Source organism: Streptomyces sp. IBSNAI002, assembly GCF_052244475.1.
Taxonomy (GTDB): Bacteria; Actinomycetota; Actinomycetes; order Streptomycetales; family Streptomycetaceae; genus Streptomyces.
In genome coordinates this window covers 2601399-2617664 of the sequence record NZ_JBQPXG010000002.1, presented here as the reverse complement: position 1 = coordinate 2617664, position 16266 = coordinate 2601399, and the positions used below count along the sequence as shown (strand labels likewise).

At 71.3% G+C, this 16266-nt stretch carries 16 protein-coding genes; 10 read left to right on the top strand and 6 right to left on the bottom strand.

Going from position 1 to position 16266, the window contains the following annotated elements; all coding sequences use genetic code 11:
- Positions 1-66 precede the first annotated feature (66 nt).
- Together ACTVZO_RS12680 and ACTVZO_RS12675 are read left to right on the top strand one after the other, a co-directional pair.
- On the top strand, positions 67-954 hold the full coding sequence (locus tag ACTVZO_RS12680; RefSeq protein ID WP_443298472.1) for a TIGR01777 family oxidoreductase: 888 nt from the start codon (positions 67-69) through the stop codon (positions 952-954).
- A 173-nt stretch (positions 955-1127) separates the two neighbouring features.
- A complete protein-coding gene (locus ACTVZO_RS12675; protein WP_443298471.1) occupies positions 1128-2399 on the top strand; it encodes an NAD(P)/FAD-dependent oxidoreductase in 1272 nt (423 codons plus the stop codon).
- A 58-nt stretch (positions 2400-2457) separates the two neighbouring features.
- On the opposite strand, the gene ACTVZO_RS12670 is transcribed toward ACTVZO_RS12675, so the two are convergent.
- On the bottom strand, positions 2458-3897 hold the full coding sequence (locus ACTVZO_RS12670; protein WP_443298470.1) for a regulator: 1440 nt from the start codon (positions 3895-3897) through the stop codon (positions 2458-2460).
- Between the two features lie 172 nt (positions 3898-4069).
- On the opposite strand from ACTVZO_RS12670, the gene ACTVZO_RS12665 reads away from it, so the two are divergent.
- From ACTVZO_RS12665 to ACTVZO_RS12645, 5 genes are all read left to right on the top strand, one after another.
- The gene (locus ACTVZO_RS12665; protein WP_443298469.1) at positions 4070-4366 is read left to right on the top strand and encodes a hypothetical protein; all 297 of its coding nucleotides are present in this window, start codon (positions 4070-4072) and stop codon (positions 4364-4366) included.
- A 43-nt stretch (positions 4367-4409) separates the two neighbouring features.
- On the top strand, positions 4410-5207 hold the full coding sequence (gene lipB / locus ACTVZO_RS12660; protein ID WP_443298468.1) for a lipoyl(octanoyl) transferase LipB: 798 nt from the start codon (positions 4410-4412) through the stop codon (positions 5205-5207).
- 110 nt (positions 5208-5317) lie between these two features.
- On the top strand, positions 5318-6268 hold the full coding sequence (lipA, locus tag ACTVZO_RS12655; protein ID WP_443298467.1) for a lipoyl synthase: 951 nt from the start codon (positions 5318-5320) through the stop codon (positions 6266-6268).
- Positions 6269-6474: 206 nt separating this feature from the next.
- Positions 6475-6672 (top strand): SCO2195 family GlnR-regulated protein, encoded by a 198-nt coding sequence (locus ACTVZO_RS12650; RefSeq protein WP_443303142.1) that lies wholly within the window; start codon positions 6475-6477, stop codon positions 6670-6672.
- A gap of 10 nt (positions 6673-6682) precedes the next feature.
- Positions 6683-7381, top strand: a complete 699-nt coding sequence (locus tag ACTVZO_RS12645; protein ID WP_443298466.1) for a DUF4191 domain-containing protein — start codon at positions 6683-6685, stop codon at positions 7379-7381.
- Between the two features lie 107 nt (positions 7382-7488).
- On the opposite strand, the gene ACTVZO_RS12640 is transcribed toward ACTVZO_RS12645, so the two are convergent.
- Complete coding sequence (locus tag ACTVZO_RS12640; protein WP_443298465.1) at positions 7489-7956, bottom strand: RDD family protein; 468 nt, start codon at positions 7954-7956, stop codon at positions 7489-7491.
- 184 nt (positions 7957-8140) lie between these two features.
- Here ACTVZO_RS12640 and glnA point away from each other — a divergent pair, with 184 nt between their 5' ends.
- Both glnA and ACTVZO_RS12630 read left to right on the top strand, forming a co-directional pair.
- Positions 8141-9550 (top strand): type I glutamate--ammonia ligase, encoded by a 1410-nt coding sequence (gene glnA, locus ACTVZO_RS12635; protein WP_361751410.1) that lies wholly within the window; start codon positions 8141-8143, stop codon positions 9548-9550.
- A 141-nt stretch (positions 9551-9691) separates the two neighbouring features.
- Complete coding sequence (locus tag ACTVZO_RS12630) at positions 9692-10318, top strand: hypothetical protein (RefSeq protein WP_443298464.1); 627 nt, start codon at positions 9692-9694, stop codon at positions 10316-10318.
- 88 nt (positions 10319-10406) lie between these two features.
- Here the strand turns inward: ACTVZO_RS12630 and ACTVZO_RS12625 are convergent, their stop codons facing one another.
- Complete coding sequence (locus tag ACTVZO_RS12625) at positions 10407-11060, bottom strand: TetR/AcrR family transcriptional regulator (RefSeq protein ID WP_443298463.1); 654 nt, start codon at positions 11058-11060, stop codon at positions 10407-10409.
- An 87-nt stretch (positions 11061-11147) separates the two neighbouring features.
- Between ACTVZO_RS12625 and ACTVZO_RS12620 the strand changes: the two genes are divergently transcribed.
- On the top strand, positions 11148-11918 hold the full coding sequence (locus tag ACTVZO_RS12620) for an SDR family NAD(P)-dependent oxidoreductase (RefSeq protein WP_443298462.1): 771 nt from the start codon (positions 11148-11150) through the stop codon (positions 11916-11918).
- Between the two features lie 93 nt (positions 11919-12011).
- Here the strand turns inward: ACTVZO_RS12620 and ACTVZO_RS12615 are convergent, their stop codons facing one another.
- From ACTVZO_RS12615 to ACTVZO_RS12605, 3 genes are all read right to left on the bottom strand, one after another.
- Entirely contained in the window at positions 12012-12530 is a 519-nt protein-coding gene (locus ACTVZO_RS12615) for a DUF4240 domain-containing protein (protein WP_443298461.1), read from the bottom strand.
- A 120-nt stretch (positions 12531-12650) separates the two neighbouring features.
- Entirely contained in the window at positions 12651-15335 is a 2685-nt protein-coding gene (gene aceE, locus ACTVZO_RS12610; RefSeq protein ID WP_443298460.1) for a pyruvate dehydrogenase (acetyl-transferring), homodimeric type, read from the bottom strand.
- A 220-nt stretch (positions 15336-15555) separates the two neighbouring features.
- Positions 15556-16179, bottom strand: coding sequence for a GntR family transcriptional regulator (locus ACTVZO_RS12605; RefSeq protein ID WP_384228829.1), 624 nt, complete (start codon positions 16177-16179; stop codon positions 15556-15558).
- Positions 16180-16266 lie beyond the last annotated feature (87 nt).

Sequence of the window (16266 nt, the reverse complement as noted above, 5' to 3'; positions counted from 1 at the left end):
CCCCCCCGGGGGCCCGGCCGAGCCGGGCTTCGCGCGGGCGGTGCCGCCGGGCGGCAGGATGGGGCCATGCGCATCGCGGTCACCGGCTCGACCGGACTCATCGGCAGTGCCCTCGTACGGTCCCTCCGGGCGGACACGCACGAGGTGGTGCGGTTCGTACGCCGTCCGCCTGCCGCGGGTGACGAGGTGCGGTGGGATCCCGCCAGCGGGTACGTGGACCCCGCCGGCCTGGCCGGGTGCGCGGCCGTCGTGCACCTGGCCGGGGCCGGCGTGGGGGACCATCGCTGGACCGCCGCGTACAAGAAGGAGATCCGCGACAGCCGGGTGCTCGGCACGGCCGCCCTCGCCCGGGCGCTGGCCGCGCTCGACGAGCCGCCCGCCGTGCTCGTCAGCGGTTCGGCGGTCGGTTACTACGGGGACACCGGCGACCGGGTCGTGGACGAGGACGCCCCCGCCGGGCGGGGCTTCCTGCCCTCCGTCTGCGTGGAGTGGGAGGCGGCCGCGCGGCCCGCCCGCGAGGCCGGCATCCGTACCGCCTTCGCCCGTACCGGCCTGGTCGTCGCGCGGGACGGCGGGGCCTGGGGCAAGCTGTTCCCGGTCTTCCGGGCCGGTATCGGCGGCCGGCTCGGCGACGGGCGCCAGTTCTGGCCGTTCATCTCGCTCCACGACGAGATCGCGGCCCTGCGCCACATCATCGACACCCCCGGCCTCGAAGGGCCGGTCAACCTCACCGCCCCCGAGCCGCTGACCAACCGGCAGATCACCGCGGCCATGAGCCGGGTGCTGCACCGGCCCGCGCTGCTGCCCGTGCCGGCCGCGGCCCTGCGCGTCGTGCTCGGGGAGTTCTCCGAGGACGTGCTCGGCAGTCAGCGGGCCCGGCCCGCCCGGCTGCTGGAGTCCGGCTTCGTCTTCCGCCACCCCGGCATCGAGGACGCGATCCGGGCGGCCCTGTAGGGCACGGCCCGGCGGTCGCGCGACCAGCGTGCGACCGTTTGTGAGCCGGATGCGACCGCTGTGCGACCGGAGTTGACCACAATCCCGCAATACCCCGGCCAACTCGGGTTCCCCTGGAGCAGGTTGGGGGAAGGAGGTCGTGACACAGCCGCGCCGACCTCGGGGAGGGGCACGTGCTCAGCAGCTCACACCATTCCGCACACCATGCGGACGTCGTCATCGTAGGAGCCGGAGTCTCAGGACTCGCGGCCGCGCACCACCTGATCGCAGCGGGGGTCACGGTCATCGTCCTGGAGGCCGCGGGCGATCCCGGCGGGCGGATGGCCACCGAGTCGGCCGACGGGTTCCGGCTGGACCGGATCGGCCAGTTGCTCAACACCTCCTACCCGGAGCTCGGGACGACCCCGGGCCTGGCAGGTCTGCCCCTGCGCCACTTCGCGCCCGGGGTCCTGGTCCACACCGACGGCAGGCAGCTCCGTGCGGGAGCGCTCACCCCGGCCCGCGCCCTGGCCAGCGGCTCCCTCGACCAGGCCCGGCTCAGCGCCGTCCTCGGCAGGCTCGCCGCCCTGCCCGAGGAGCGGCTGCTCGCCCGGCCCGAACGCACCGCCCTCGCCGTCCTGCGCTCCCGCGGCCTGCCACCGCGCACCGCCACCGGCGTGCTCCGGCCGCTGCTGGCCACCCTGCTCTGCGACCCCGGGCTCACCACCTCCAGCCGGGTCGCCGACCTGGCCCTGCGCACCTTCGCCCGGGGCCGCCTCGCCGTGCCCGAGGGGGGAGCCGCGGCCCTGCCCGACCGGCTCGCCGCCGGGCTGCCGCCCGGCACCGTCCGCACCGGCGTCCGGGTCCGGTCGGTGGCGACCAACCTGGTCACCACCGAGGAGCACGGCGACTTCCGCTGCCGCTCCGTCCTCCTGGCCACCGGGGCCCGCGCCGCCGCCGAACTCCTGCCCGGCCTGCGCGTGCCCGCCTTCCACGAGGTCACCGTCCTGCACCACGCCACCGCCGCGCCGCTGCCCTGGGACGCCTCGCTGCTCCTGGACGGCGACCCCAAGTGGCCCGTCGCGCACACCGCCGTGATGAGCGCGGTCGACCCGACGCGGGCTCCGGCCGGCCGGAGCCTGGTCACCACTACGGTGCTCGGCCCGCCGCCCCCCGCCCGTACGGTCGCCTCGCGCCTCGCCCGGCTCTACGACACGGCCACCCGCGACTGGGAACCGCTGGCCGTCCACCACACCAGGGAGGCCGTCCCCGCGATGCCCCCGCCCTACGACGTACGGCGCCCGGTGCGCGTCCTGGCCGGGCTGTACGTGTGCGGGGACCACCGCGACACCAACACCGTCCAGGGCGCCCTGCGCTCGGCCCGCCGCGCCACCCACGCCGTCCTGCGCGACTTCGGCATCCCGCTCCCGGCCGCTCGGGAGCAGGCCCTTCCGGTGGCGGCCTGAGAACCACCCAGTGACGCCGGCGGGGCACCCACACCCCGCCGGCCCGCCGGCCATCGGGTCACGACAAGGCGGCGACCCTGTCCCGGTACGTCCGCACGGCGGACGCGTCCCGGTACGGCTCCAGCCTCCGCTCGAAGTCCCGTACGTACTCCACCGCCCGCACCGACCGCATCTCCATCGCCTGCTGCGCCGCCTCAGCGCCCAGCGCACAGGCCTGGTCCAGCTCGCCCAGCCCGAGCCGGGCCGTGGCCAGCACCACCCGGCAGAACAGCCGGGACCGCGCGTACGCGGGCGCCCGCAGCTGAAGAGAGCGCTCCGCGTGCTGCGCCGAGGCCCGGTACTGCTGGAGGTCCCGGTGGCAGTGCCCGAACTCGTCCGCCAGCTGCGCCTCGTCGAAGTACCGCGCCCAGTGCGGCACGTCGTCCCCCGGCCGGGCCGCGCCCAGCGCCCGCTCGGCCCGCACCAGCGAGGCCGTCGACGCCCGTACCTCGCCGAGCACCGCGTGCCCGCGGGCCTCCGCCGAGTGCAGCAGCGCCTGCACCACCGGCGGGGGACCCGAGCCGACGCCCTGCTGGGCGACGCGGGCCAGCTGCACCGCCTCCCGGCCGTGGCCCAGGTAGACGGCCTGCCGGCTCATGGTGACCAGCACGTACGAGCCGTACGGCCGGTCCCCGGCGGCCTGGGCGAGCCGCAGCGCCTGCACGAAGTACCGCTGGGCCAGACCGTGCGCGGCGATGTCGTAGGAGGTCCAGCCCGCCAGCCGGGTCAGATCGGCCGCGGCCGAGAACAGCCGCCGCCCGGTGGTCTCCCCGTAGGTCCCCCGGAGCATCGGCTCGGCCTCGTGCTCCAGGTACCGCACCAGGGCCTGGCGGGCGTGCCCGCCGCCGTAGGCGTGGTCCAGGGCGCGGAACAGCTCGCTCACCGAGCGCAGGGCCGCGATGTCCCCGCCCGTCACCCGCTGCCCGGGCCCCCGGTCGATCTGCCGCTGCCGGGGCACGGTGGCCCGGCCCTGCACCGGGACGCGCGCCGCCCCCGGGTCGGCGCCCCGGGCCACCCGCTCGTCGGCCCGCCCGATCAGCCAGTCCCGGCTGGGGACGACCAGTCCGGCCGGGGTGAAGGCGATCTTCCGCAGTTCGGCGTGGGATCCGGAGTCCTTGCGCCACAGCCCGCTGGCGATGTCCACGGCCTCTTCGGGGGTGGCCGCGAACTCCAGGCCCGCGTAGACGGGAGCGCAGGCGTCCAGCCCCAGGTCCTGCGCGGAGAGCCGCCGCCCGAGGCGTCGGGTGAAGACCTCGGCGATCAGCGCCGGGGTGGTTCCGCGCGGCTGCTGCCCGCGCAGCCAGCGGGTCACGGAGGTTTTGTCGTACCGCAGGTCGAGACCGTGTTCCAGGCCGAGCTGGTCGACGCGGCGGGCGAGCCCGGCGTTGGAGAACCCGGCTTCCGCGATCAGCGCCGCGAGCTGCCTGTTGGGGACGCGCTGGGCAGGTCGTTCCGTCATCGGCTCCACGGTCTCCTGACGTGACGGACCGGAGTCCCGGCCCTGTGAACGGCGTGAATGTAGCGGCGAACCTCGTCCACACCGCCCTCTCTGCCCCACATTCATCCGATCGTGTGCAGAATCGGTAGGGCGCTTTACGGACCGCCCCCCTCCGCCCGCGTACGCTGCGCCCATGACCCGCCGGCACCATCGGGCGCACCTTCCCGAGGAGCGCCCTGAATCCACTGCTCCGCTTCCTCCGCCCGAGCTGACCGAGGCGGAGTGCCGGCGCTGCGGCACCTACATCGCGGGGCTCGACGGCCGGTACGCGTGCGGGGTGTGCGGCTGGGTCAACGACCACTCGGAGGGGCACCGGCGGCTGCCGCGGGCCGACGAGGACCCGGACCGGCCGCCGAAGGGCCGGCGCCGGCCGAAGCAGCTGCCGTGGCCCCCTCCGGAGCCTTCGAAGAGGCCGCCGTACCCTTGCTGAGTGCGGTACGTGCACACAGCAGGTTCAACGAGGAGGCGCTGCGGTGGCTGAGCTTGGGTTTGTCCATCTGGGCTTCGGACCGGAATCCGTCGAGTACACCCTGGCCTGGGAAGAGCAGCGCCGGGTGCACGCCGCCCGCTTCGCGGACGAGATCGAGGACACCTGCCTGCTGCTGGAGCACCTGCCGGTGTACACGGCCGGCCGGCGCACCGACCCCAGCGAGCGCCCGCTGGACGGCACGCCCGTCGTCGACGTGGACCGCGGCGGCAAGATCACCTGGCACGGACCGGGCCAGCTGGTCGGCTACCCGATCATGAAGCTGCCCCGCCCGGTGGACGTGGTCGCCCACGTCCGCCGCCTGGAGGAGGCGCTGATCCGCACCGCCGCCGAGTTCGGGCTGGAGACCACCCGGGTCGAGGGGCGCAGCGGTGTCTGGGTGCTCGGCGACCCGGTCGAGGAGCGCCCGAAGATCGGCGGCCTCTCCCTCGACTTCGATCCGCGGCTGCACGACGAGGAGTTCGACGCCCGCCTCAACGGCCCCGAGTACGCCCCGTCCAACGCCGGCCAGCGCCGCGAGGACCGCAAGCTCGCCGCCATCGGCATCCGCGTCGCCAAGGGCGTCACGATGCACGGCTTCGCGATCAACGTGAACCCCGACAACACGTGGTTCGACCGGATCGTGCCCTGCGGCATCCGCGACGCCGGTGTGACCTCGCTCTCGTACGAACTGGGCCGCGAGATCACCATCGCCGAGGTGCTGCCGGTCGTCGAACGGCACTTGAGGGACGTACTGGAGCAGGCGGAGCTCAGGCCCCGTGAGACGGAGCCGGCCGCGGGCTAGCCGCCGGGGAATGGGTCGGGCCCCTCGCAGGTTGGCCGACGTAAGAGCGTACGAAATTACGGGCGTACCCTGGTGGGCGCCCGAACAATCGAAGTCACAGGGAGCCGGTCGTGTCCGCAGTCGCACCCGACGGACGCAAGATGCTGCGCCTGGAGGTCCGTAACGCCCAGACCCCCATCGAGCGCAAGCCCGAGTGGATCAAGACCCGGGCGAAGATGGGTCCCGAGTACACCAAGATGCAGGCCCTGGTGAAGGGCGAAGGACTGCACACGGTGTGCCAGGAAGCCGGTTGTCCGAACATCTACGAATGCTGGGAGGACCGCGAGGCCACCTTCCTCATCGGTGGCGACCAGTGCACCCGGCGCTGTGACTTCTGCCAGATCGACACGGGCAAGCCCGAGGCCCTGGACCGGGACGAGCCCCGCCGTGTCGGCGAGTCCGTGGTCACGATGGACCTGAACTACGCCACCATCACCGGCGTCGCGCGCGACGACCTGGCGGACGGCGGCGCCTGGCTGTACGCGGAGACCGTGCGCCAGATCCACCAGCAGACGGCGGGCCGCGAGAGCGGGCACACCAAGGTCGAGCTGCTGGCCCCCGACTTCAACGCGGTCCCGGAGCTGCTGGAGGAGGTCTTCGCCTCCCGCCCCGAGGTCTTCGCGCACAACGTCGAGACGGTGCCGCGGATCTTCAAGCGGATCCGCCCCGGCTTCCGCTACGAGCGCTCGCTGGACGTGATCACCAAGGCGCGCGCGTACGGCCTGGTCACCAAGTCGAACCTGATCCTCGGCATGGGCGAGGAGCGCGAGGAGGTCTCGCAGGCCCTGAAGGACCTGCACGAGGCCGGCTGCGAGCTCATCACCATCACCCAGTACCTGCGGCCCTCGCCGCGGCACCACCCCGTGGAGCGATGGGTGAAGCCGGCCGAGTTCGTGGAGCTGGCGAAGGAGGCCGAGGAGATCGGCTTCTCCGGTGTGATGTCGGGCCCGCTGGTCCGTTCCTCGTACCGCGCGGGACGTCTGTACACCCAGGCGATGGAGAAGCGCGCGGCGACCGTGTGAACTCGCGCACAAAACCTTACTAAGCGGTAACCCCGCGTCGGCGCGGCCCCTAGGCTCTTCCCCAGGAAGAGTTCTGGTGGGCCGCGTCAATGTTTCGAAAACGTTTGACCAGCTGGTCATGCGCTGGTAACACCAATCAGTGACGATGGGTCCACGCACCGCACACACCGCACCCACACGTGAGCACCGTGAAAGGGATCGACATCATGCAGGCCGCGCCCGTACGCGCCATTGCCATCCCGACTCTCTCCGACGCCTTCCGCGGCATCGAGTCGCTGCTCATGAGCGGCGCCCGGCGCAACGCCTGGACGGCGGTCCTGGAGGACCGCCGCAGGGCCCAGGACCGGGTCGAAACCGAACACGTACTTGAGGCCGCGGCGACCCGGACCCCTCGGGCCACGTAAACTTCGCTTTATGGCGAGGAAGTCAAACGCAGAGACTGCTGCGAACCCCGGGCGACTGAAGCAGATCGCCCTGACGTACAAGATGACGCGCAAGGCCGACCCGAAGGTCGGTCTGATCGTCGCGGGCGTGGGAATCGTCACCTTCGGTGTCTTTCTCGCGATCGGCTTCCTGATCGGCCACCCGGTCTACCTGGGCATCCTGGGCTTCCTGGTGGCGTTCCTGGCGATGGCGATCATCTTCGGGCGACGGGCCGAGCGGGCTGCCTTCGGGCAGATGGAAGGACAGCCGGGCGCGGCCGCGGCCGTACTGGACAACGTGGGCCGGGGCTGGACGACCACCCCCGCCGTCGCGATGAACCGGCAGCAGGACATCGTCCACCGGGCCGTCGGCAAGGCCGGCGTCGTGCTGATCGCGGAGGGCAACCCGAACCGGGTGAAGCCGCTGCTCGCGAACGAGAAGAAGAAGCTGGCCCGGATCATGCCGGACGTGCCGGTGCACGACTTCATCGTGGGCACGGGCGAGGGCGAGGTGCCGCTCAAGAAGGTGCGCACCACCCTGCTCAAGCTGCCGCGCGTACTGTCCGGCCCGCAGATCACCGCGGTCAACGACAAGCTGCGCGCCATGGGCGACCTGATGTCCAACATGCCGCTGCCGAAGGGTCCGATGCCCAAGGGCATGCGGATGCCGCGCGGCGGGAAGATGCGCTGACCCGCTGAGCTGATTTTCGTATACGAAACAGGGGCGCCCCCCGAGCCGGCCGACGGCTCGGGGGGCGCCCCTGTTTCGTTCGCTGTGCCGTCGGCCGGGCCGTCCCGTCAGATGCGGACCTGGACGGCGCGCGCGAGCCGGTCGTGCAGGCCGCGGCCGTCGCGGTCCCAGATCAGCGCCGGGATGACCAGGGCCAGCAGCAGCGTGCGCAGCAGCACGCGCGCGATGCCGAGGCGGCCGCCGCCTTCCGCGATCACCCGAAGGCCCACGATCCGCTTGCCGGGAGTGAAGCCCACGGTGCCGACCGTCACGATGCTGAGGGCCACGAAGAGGCCGAGCGTCCAATTGCCCGCCGCCGCCAGGTTGCCGCCGGTGATCAGCCCGTACGCAATCACCTGGCAGCCGACCCAGTCGATGAGGACGGCTCCGAGCCGCCGGCCGAACCGCGCCACCGAGCCGGGCCCCTGCTGGGGCAGGCCGAGCCGCTGGCCCGGGTAGCCGAAGTCGACGCCCATCTCCTCGGCGGCCGCGCGAGGGCCGGAGAGCCACGATCCGATTGCTTGCCTGTTGTCCACCCGAACACGGTACCGGTGCGGCCTCACGTCCCTCGGGCGGGACCCTGGTTAACTTGTGCGAAACAAATGGGTCATGCTTGAGAAATCCCGCTTGCTTATGGTCGGGTCAGCGTGCGGCACCGCACTGACGCACCACGAGCTATAAAGCCCGCCCTGCCCCGGGGCCGGGAGTAGGAGGAGTTGGATGTTCCAGAACGCCGACGAAGTGAAGCAGTACATCGAGGAGAACGACGTCAAGTTCGTCGACGTCCGCTTCTGCGACCTGCCTGGTGTGATGCAGCACTTCACCATCCCGGCGCGGGCGTTCGACCCGGCGGAGGAGCTCGCCTTCGACGGCTCCTCGATCCGCGGCTTCCAGGCCATCCACGAGTCCGACATGGCGCTGCGTGCCGACATCACCACCGCGCGCCTGGACCCGTTCCGCCGTGACAAGACGCTGAACATCAACTTCTTCATCCACGACCCGATCACGGGCGAGGCCTACAGCCGCGACCCGCGCAACATCGCGAAGAAGGCCGAGGCGTACCTCGCCTCCACCGGCATCGCCGACACCGCGTTCTTCGGCCCCGAGGCCGAGTTCTACGTGTTCGACAGCGTGCGCTTCGCGACCTCCGCGAACGAGGGCTTCTACCACATCGACTCCGAGGCCGGCGCCTGGAACACCGGTTCCGAGGAGAACAACCGCGGCTACAAGGTCCGCTACAAGGGCGGCTACTTCCCGGTCGCCCCGGTCGACCACTTCGCCGACCTGCGCGCCGAGATCTCCCTCGAGCTGGACGCCCAGGGCCTCCAGGTCGAGCGCCAGCACCACGAGGTCGGCACCGGCGGCCAGGCCGAGATCAACTACAAGTTCAACACGCTGCTGGCCGCGGCCGACGACCTGATGCTCTTCAAGTACATCGTGAAGAACGTCGCGTGGAAGAACGGCAAGACCGCGACCTTCATGCCGAAGCCGATCTTCGGCGACAACGGCTCGGGCATGCACGTGCACCAGTCGCTGTGGGCGAACGGCGACCCGCTGTTCTACGACGAGGCCGGCTACGCGGGCCTGTCGGACACCGCGCGCTACTACATCGGCGGCATCCTCAAGCACGCCCCGTCGCTGCTGGCCTTCACCAACCCGACGGTGAACTCCTACCACCGCCTGGTGCCGGGCTTCGAGGCGCCGGTCAACATGGTGTACTCGCAGCGCAACCGCTCCGCCGCCATGCGCATCCCGATCACGGGCTCGAACCCGAAGGCCAAGCGCGTCGAGTTCCGCGCGCCGGACCCGTCCTCGAACCCGTACCTCGCCTTCTCGGCGCTGCTCCTCGCGGGCCTCGACGGCATCAAGAACAAGATCGAGCCGATGGAGCCGATCGACAAGGACCTCTACGAGCTCTCGCCCGACGAGCACGCGAGCGTCCCGCAGGTCCCGACCAGCCTCGAGGACGTCCTCAAGGCCCTGGAGGCCGACCACGAGTACCTCCTGGCCGGCGGTGTCTTCACCCCGGACCTGATCGAGACCTGGATCGACTACAAGCGCACGCACGAGATCGCCCCGATCGCGCAGCGTCCGCACCCCCACGAGTTCGAGCTTTACTTCGACCTCTAGAAAATGCCTGATGGGAGGCCCCCCGCCGCACTCCACGGAGTGTGGCGGGGGGCTTTCTGCTTTGACAGCGGGTCGCGCTCGGGCGAGGGTGGAAATGTCCTAAAGGCTGGATAAGCGAGACACGTTCGGAGGTGCATGGAAATGCGCCGTAGGATCGTTGCGGCAGCCATGGCGGGCGCCGCGGGAGTCGCGATGGGCCTGCTGCCCGTGGCCAGCGCCTCGGCTTCTGCCGTCACCGGTGGCGGCGGGGGCGGGAACGGCGGCTACGACTGCTACCGGTACCCCTCGAACCGTTCCGACGCCCGGTGGAACTACTGCTGCGACCGTGACTGGCGCAACGCGCCGCCGAGATGGTGCTGGGACCAGGGCGGAGTCGGCGGATACAACGACAACTGGCGCGACGACAGCTGGCGCGACAGCAACTGGCGTGACGCCAACTGGTACGACGCCAACTGGAACGACTCCGGCAGCGGCGGCAACGGCGACTGGGACTGGGGCAACGGCCGGGGCGGCAACGGCGACTGGGGCAACAACGACTGGGGCAACGGTGGCGGCGGTAACGGCAACGGTGACTGGGGCAACGGTGGCGGCGGCAACGGCAACGGCAACGGTGACTGGGGTGGCGGCGGAGGCGGCGGTAACGGCGGCGGCGACTGGGGTGGCGGCGGAGGCGGCGGTAACGGTGGCGGCGACTGGGGTGGCGGCGGCGGTAACGGCGGCGGTAACGGCGGCGGTGGTGGCGGTGGCGGCTGGGGTGGCGGCCGCTGACCGAGACCAGCGAGACCAGCGAGACCCCTGAGACCGGCCCCGGCACCCGGGGCCGCGGGCCCGACCCGATGCCCTTGTTCCGCTGAGCTCAGCGGAACAAGGGCATCGCGCCCGTGAGGTCGCGCAGGCAGCGGACCGCGAGTTCGGTGGGGGAGCCCGGCCCCGAGACCGGGGCGTCCGTGGTCGACCACAGCTCCAGCGAGATCCGGATCGCGTCCGTCGCCGCCGCGGCGAGCAGGCGTACGTCCAGGAGGTCGGCGTCCGGGCCGGCCAGCCGGGCGACCACCGGGACCAGGCGCTCCTCGGAGTCCTGGTTCACGCGGTACCAGACCGCCCGCAGGGCCTCGTCGCCGGCGGCCGCGCGCAGCAGGCCGCGGGTCACCTCCAGCCCCTCCTCGACCGCCTGGGGCTCGCTCAGCGTCCGCCTGACGGCGCGTTCCAGGGCTTCGGCGAGCGGTGTGCCGGGGTCCTCTTCCGCGAGCAGGGCGCGCCAGGCGTCGCCGCCGACCGCGAGCAGCGGGGCCACCGCCTCCTGCTTGTTGCGGAAGTAGCGGTAGAACGTACGCAGCGCCACGCCCGCGCGATGGGCGATGTCCTCGGCCGTGGTGCCGTCGGGGCCGTGCTCGGCGAAGAGTTCGCAGGCCGCGCGGGCGATGTCGAGCTGGGTGGCGGCCTTGCGGCGCTCGGTCAGCGACTGGGCTCCGGGGCCGGCCTGGGGAGAGTACGGACGTGGGGATCTCACGCAGTGAAGCGTACCTCTCGGAAGCAAGCTTGATTGCATGTTTTGACACTCTGGCAAACCGTGCCACCGCTTCGGTACGCTCCCCCCATGAACCGTTACGAAGGACGTCGCGTCCTCATCACCGGCGGCGGCTCGGGCATCGGCCAGGCCACCGTCCACCGGATCCTCGCCGAGGGCGGCCGGGTCCACACGGTCGACGTCAGCGAGGCCGGACTCAAGGTCACCGCCGACCGGGCCGCGGCCGACGGCCACCAGGACCGCCTCACCACCGCCCTGCTGGACATATCCGACGAGAACGCGGTCAAGGAGGGCGTGGCCGCCGCGGTCGACGTCCTCGGCGGGATCGACGTACTCGTCAACGCCGCCGGGATCCTGCGCTCCGCGCACACCCACCAGACCACGCTGGACCTGTGGAACCAGGTCATCGGCGTCAACCTGACCGGCACCTTCCTGATGATCCGCGAGTCGCTCCCGGCGCTGCTGACGGGCGACCAGCCGGTGGTGGTCAACTTCAGCTCGACCTCGGCGTCCTTCGCCCACCCCTACATGTCCGCCTACGCGGCCAGCAAGGGCGGCATCCAGTCCATGACCCACGCGCTGGCCGCCGAGTACAGCAAGCAGGGCCTGCGCTTCGTGTCCGTCGCGCCGGGCTCCATCGAGAGCGGTATGACCACCGGCAACGGCCCCGGCCTGCCCGAGGACACCGACTGGTCCCTCTTCGCCAAGCTCGCCCCGGCCCTCGGCCAGGGCTTCGCCGGCCCGCAGACGGTGGCGGGCGTCGTCGCGATGCTGGGCTCCGAGGACGGCGCGTTCATCACCGGTACGGAGATCCGCATCGACGGCGGCACGCACTACTAGGGCCTGTCGTCAAACTCCCGTCGTCGCCCGGCAGGCGTCGCGGGGCAGACGGGAGTTTGACGACAGGCCCTAGGCGCCGCGCCCGGTCGGGCGTCAGCCCCTGAAGCGGTCCCAGAGCCGGGGGAAGCGCTCCGCGAGCACGGCTTCGTTCTCGAAGTCCAGCGCGGCGCCCTCCGGCTCTGCCGGTTGCAGCGGGATGCCCAGGTCCGGCGCCACCGAACCGGTCAGCTGCTCGTACGCCTCGTCGGCCGCGTAGCCCAGCTCCTCGCCGTCGCCGTCGATCTCCTCGTCGAACTCGCCCAGGAGCTCCGCGAGCTGGTCCGGGTCGTGCACCCCGCCCTCGAAGACCTCCCGGCCCTGGCCGATCAGCCAGCAGCGGAAGTAGTCGAACGCGTCGTCGCTCGCCCCGTCGAGCAGCACCCAGGCCGCGCCCCACAGGTCCCAGGTGTACGCCCGGTTGTACCGCGACTCGAAGTGCCGCGCGAAGTCCAGGACGGAGTCGGGATCGAGCTGGCCCAGCCGCTCCACGAGCAGCTCGGCGTGCTCCTCGGGGTCGCCGTCGGCGGCCTCGCGGGTACGGTCGACGATCTCCCAGAACTCCGTCTCGTCCATCACCGCTCCAGCATCACGGGTCCGCCCCCGCGCCGCCACCGCGCGTACGGCGAAAGGCCGGTGTCCGACCCCTTCGCGGGGCCGGACACCGGCCTTTCGTCTCACGTGCGGTCACTCGGCTCAGAGGCCGTAACGCTCCCGGGCCTCCTTGACGGAGGACGCCGGCACCTCGCCGCGGCGGGCGAGCTGGGCCAGCGCGGCCACCACGATCGACTGGGCGTCGACACCGAAGTGGCGGCGGGCGCCCTCACGGGTGTCGGACAGACCGAAGCCGTCCGTGCCCAGCGAGGTGTAGTCCTGCTCCACCCACTGGCTGATCTGGTCCGGAACCTGGCGCATCCAGTCGGAGACGGCCAGGACGGGACCGGCCGCACCCTCCAGCGCGCGGGTGACGTACGGGGTGCGGACCTCGCCGCGCAGCAGCGCCTCGTCGCACTCCAGCGCGTCGCGGCGCAGCTCGCCCCAGGAGGTGGCGGACCAGACGTCGGCGGCCACGTTCCAGTCGGCGGCGAGGAGCTTCTGCGCCTCGAGGATCCAGTGGATCGCCGTACCGGAGGCCATCAGCTGGACCTTGGGGGCGTCCGCGGCCGGGGCCGCCTCCGCCAGGTCGGCCGCCGTGTTGAAGCGGTAGAGGCCCTTGAGGATGCCCTCTTCCACGCCCTCGGGCATGGCCGGCTGCACCTTCGGCTCGTTGTAGACCGTCAGGTAGTAGAAGACGTCTTCCGGCTTCTCGCCGTACATCCGGCGCAGACCGTCCTTGACGATCACCGCGATCTCGAACGCGAAGGCCGGGTCGTAATTGAGCGACGCCGGGTTCGTGGACGCGATCAGGTGCGAGTGGCCGTCCGCGTGCTGGAGGCCCTCACCGGTCAGCGTGGTGCGGCCGGCGGTGGCGCCGACGATGAAGCCCTTGCCGAGCTGGTCGGCGAGCTGCCACATCTGGTCGGCGGTGCGCTGCCAGCCGAACATCGAGTAGAAGATGTAGAACGGGATCATCGGCTCGCCGTGCGTCGCGTACGACGTGCAGGCGGCGATGAAGTCGGCCATGGCGCCGGCCTCGGTGATCCCCTCGTTGAGGATCTGCCCGTCCTTGGCTTCCTTGTAGTACATGAGCTGGTCGCGGTCGACCGGCTCGTACGTCTGGCCCAGCGGCGAGTAGATGCCGGCCGAGGGGAAGAGGGACTCCATACCGAAGGTGCGGGCCTCGTCGGGGACGATCGGCACCCAGCGCTTGCCGGTCTCCTTGTCCCGCATCAGGTCCTTGACGAGCCGGACGAAGGCCATGGTGGTGGCCATCTCCTGCTTGCCGGAGCCCTTGAGCAGCGGGGCGAAGGAACGGTCGGCCGGAGCCGGCAGGGCGACCTGCTTGACCTTGCGGGCCGGTGCCGGGCCGCCGAGGGCCGCGCGGCGCTCGTTCAGGTACCGGACCTCGGGGCTGTTCGCGCCCGGGTGGCCGTACGGGACCTGGCCGTCGGCGAAGGCGCTGTCCGGGATCGGGAGGCCAAGGAGGTCGCGCATGTCCTTGAACTCGTCGATCGTCAGCTTCTTCATCTGGTGGTTCGCGTTCTTCGACTCGAACCCGGCACCCAGCGTGTAGCCCTTGACGGTCTGCGCGAGGATGACCGTCGGCGCGCCCTTGTGCTCCAGGGCGGCCTTGTACGCGGCGTACACCTTGCGGGGCTCGTGGCCGCCGCGGGAGCTGTGGAAGCACTCGGCGATCTTCGCGTCGGAGAACACACCGGCCAGCTGCACGAGCTCGGCGTTGGCGCCGAAGAAGTGCTGGCGGATGTAGGCCACGTCGCGGGTCGCGTACGTCTGGAACTGCGCGTCGGGTACCTCGCGCAGGCGGCGTACCAGGGCGCCCGTGGTGTCGAGCTGGAACAGCTCGTCCCAGGCGGAGCCCCACAGCGACTTGATGACGTTCCAGCCGGCGCCGCGGAACTGGGCCTCCAGCTCCTGGACCACGCGGAAGTTGGCGCGGACCGGACCGTCGAGGCGCTGCAGGTTGCAGTTGATGACGAAGGTCAGGTTGTCGAGCTGCTCGCGGGAGGCGAGGGCCAGGGCGGCGGTCGACTCGGGCTCGTCCATCTCGCCGTCGCCCAGGAAGGCCCAGACGTGCGAGTTGGCGGTGTCCTTGATGCTGCGGTTCTGCAGGTAGCGGTTGAAGCGCGCCTGGTAGATCGCGGACAGCGGGCCGAGGCCCATGGACACCGTCGGGAACTCCCACAGCCACGGCAGGCGCCGCGGGTGCGGGTAGGACGGCAGGCCGTTGCCGCCGGACTCCTGGCGGAAGTTGTCGAGCTGCTGCTCGGAGATCCGGCCGTCGAGGAAGGCACGGGCGTAGATGCCGGGGGAGGCGTGGCCCTGGATGTAGAGCTGGTCGCCCGAGCCGTCGGCTTCCTTCCCGCGGAAGAAGTGCTGGAAGCCGGTCTCGTACAGCCACGCGGCGGAGGCGAAGGTGGCGATGTGGCCGCCGACGCCGTACTTGGAGCCGCGGGTCACCATGGCGGCCGCGTTCCAGCGGTTCCAGGCGGTGATCTTGGCTTCCATCGCCTCGTCGCCCGGGAACTCGGGCTCCGCGGAGGTGGGGATGGTGTTGACGTAGTCCGTCTCCAGCAGCTTGGGCAGGGCGAGGCCGGCGGCCTCGGCGTGCTGGAGCGTGCGGCGGAGCAGGTATTCGGCGCGGCGCGTACCGGCGGCCTGTGCGACGGCGTCGAGGGAGGCCGCCCATTCGGCGGTCTCTTCGGTGTCGCGGTCCGGGAGCTGGTCGAGCTCGCTCGGAAGCTTTCCTACGGGGTCGGACATCGGTGTGCGCCGCCTTCCGGACAAAGGAGAGGTGGTGAAAAAATCCCTGACGGGCAGGACAGGGTCGTTGGACCTGGTTGAGGCCCGCGACGACTGTAAATCGCTGATCGATGATCGATCAAATAAAAGTGACGAAGAAACGTCCATCTGACAAAAGTCGGCACCGGGTGCCAGATGAAAAGGCACCCGGTGCCGGTCAGACCGGGGCAATACGGGCAGCTCACGCCCTCGGGGCGCACCCCAGCACATGCCGCTTCACGAGCAGACCGATGTCGGGGTCCTGACTGCGGAACGCCTCGACGAGGGCTTCGTGCTCCTCCGCGTAGGACTTCTGGACCGTCCCCAGCCAGCGGATGGACAGGGCCGTGAACACCTCGATGCCCAGGCTCTCCCAGGTGTGCAGCAGCACGCTGTTCCCGGCCGCCCGCACCAGCTCCCGGTGGAACCCCACCGTGTGCCGCACCTGCGCCGTACCGTCCTCGGTGCGGTCGGCCTCCCACAGCGCGGCCACGTGCGGCTCCAGCGCCGAGCAGTCCGCCGCCAGCCGCGGCGCGGCCAGCTCGGCCGCGATCTGCTCCAGACCGGCCCGGACCGGGTAGATCTCCTCCAGGTCCGCCGCGGACAGGTTCCGTACGCGCACGCCCTTGTTCGGAGCCGACTCGATCAGCCGCAGCGTCTCCAGCTCGCGCAGCGCCTCGCGCACGGGCGTCTGGCTGACCTCGAGCTCCACGGCGATCCGACGCTCGACGATCCGCTCGCCGGGCTTCCAGCGCCCGCTGACGATCCCCTCCACGATGTGCTCGCGGATCTGCTCGCGCAGCGAGTGCACGACGGGTGGGGTGATCATCCGGGCTTCATCTCCTGTGGGGGCATGCATCGCGTCGATGCGTAGACAATACGGCGCAGTAGCCCGGCGCGAAGCGTTCGCGGT

Coding starts and splice junctions, on each gene's coding strand:
- ACTVZO_RS12665 (WP_443298469.1), top strand. CDS start 4,070: ATGACCCGCCGGCACCATCGGGCGCACCTTCCCGAGGAGCGCCCTGAA.
- ACTVZO_RS12630 (WP_443298464.1), top strand. CDS start 9,692: ATGCGCCGTAGGATCGTTGCGGCAGCCATGGCGGGCGCCGCGGGAGTC.
- ACTVZO_RS12645 (WP_443298466.1), top strand. CDS start 6,683: ATGGCGAGGAAGTCAAACGCAGAGACTGCTGCGAACCCCGGGCGACTG.
- ACTVZO_RS12615 (WP_443298461.1), bottom strand. CDS start 12,530: ATGGACGAGACGGAGTTCTGGGAGATCGTCGACCGTACCCGCGAGGCC.
- ACTVZO_RS12680 (WP_443298472.1), top strand. CDS start 67: ATGCGCATCGCGGTCACCGGCTCGACCGGACTCATCGGCAGTGCCCTC.
- glnA (WP_361751410.1), top strand. CDS start 8,141: ATGTTCCAGAACGCCGACGAAGTGAAGCAGTACATCGAGGAGAACGAC.
- ACTVZO_RS12650 (WP_443303142.1), top strand. CDS start 6,475: ATGCAGGCCGCGCCCGTACGCGCCATTGCCATCCCGACTCTCTCCGAC.
- ACTVZO_RS12620 (WP_443298462.1), top strand. CDS start 11,148: ATGAACCGTTACGAAGGACGTCGCGTCCTCATCACCGGCGGCGGCTCG.
- aceE (WP_443298460.1), bottom strand. CDS start 15,335: ATGTCCGACCCCGTAGGAAAGCTTCCGAGCGAGCTCGACCAGCTCCCG.
- ACTVZO_RS12670 (WP_443298470.1), bottom strand. CDS start 3,897: ATGACGGAACGACCTGCCCAGCGCGTCCCCAACAGGCAGCTCGCGGCG.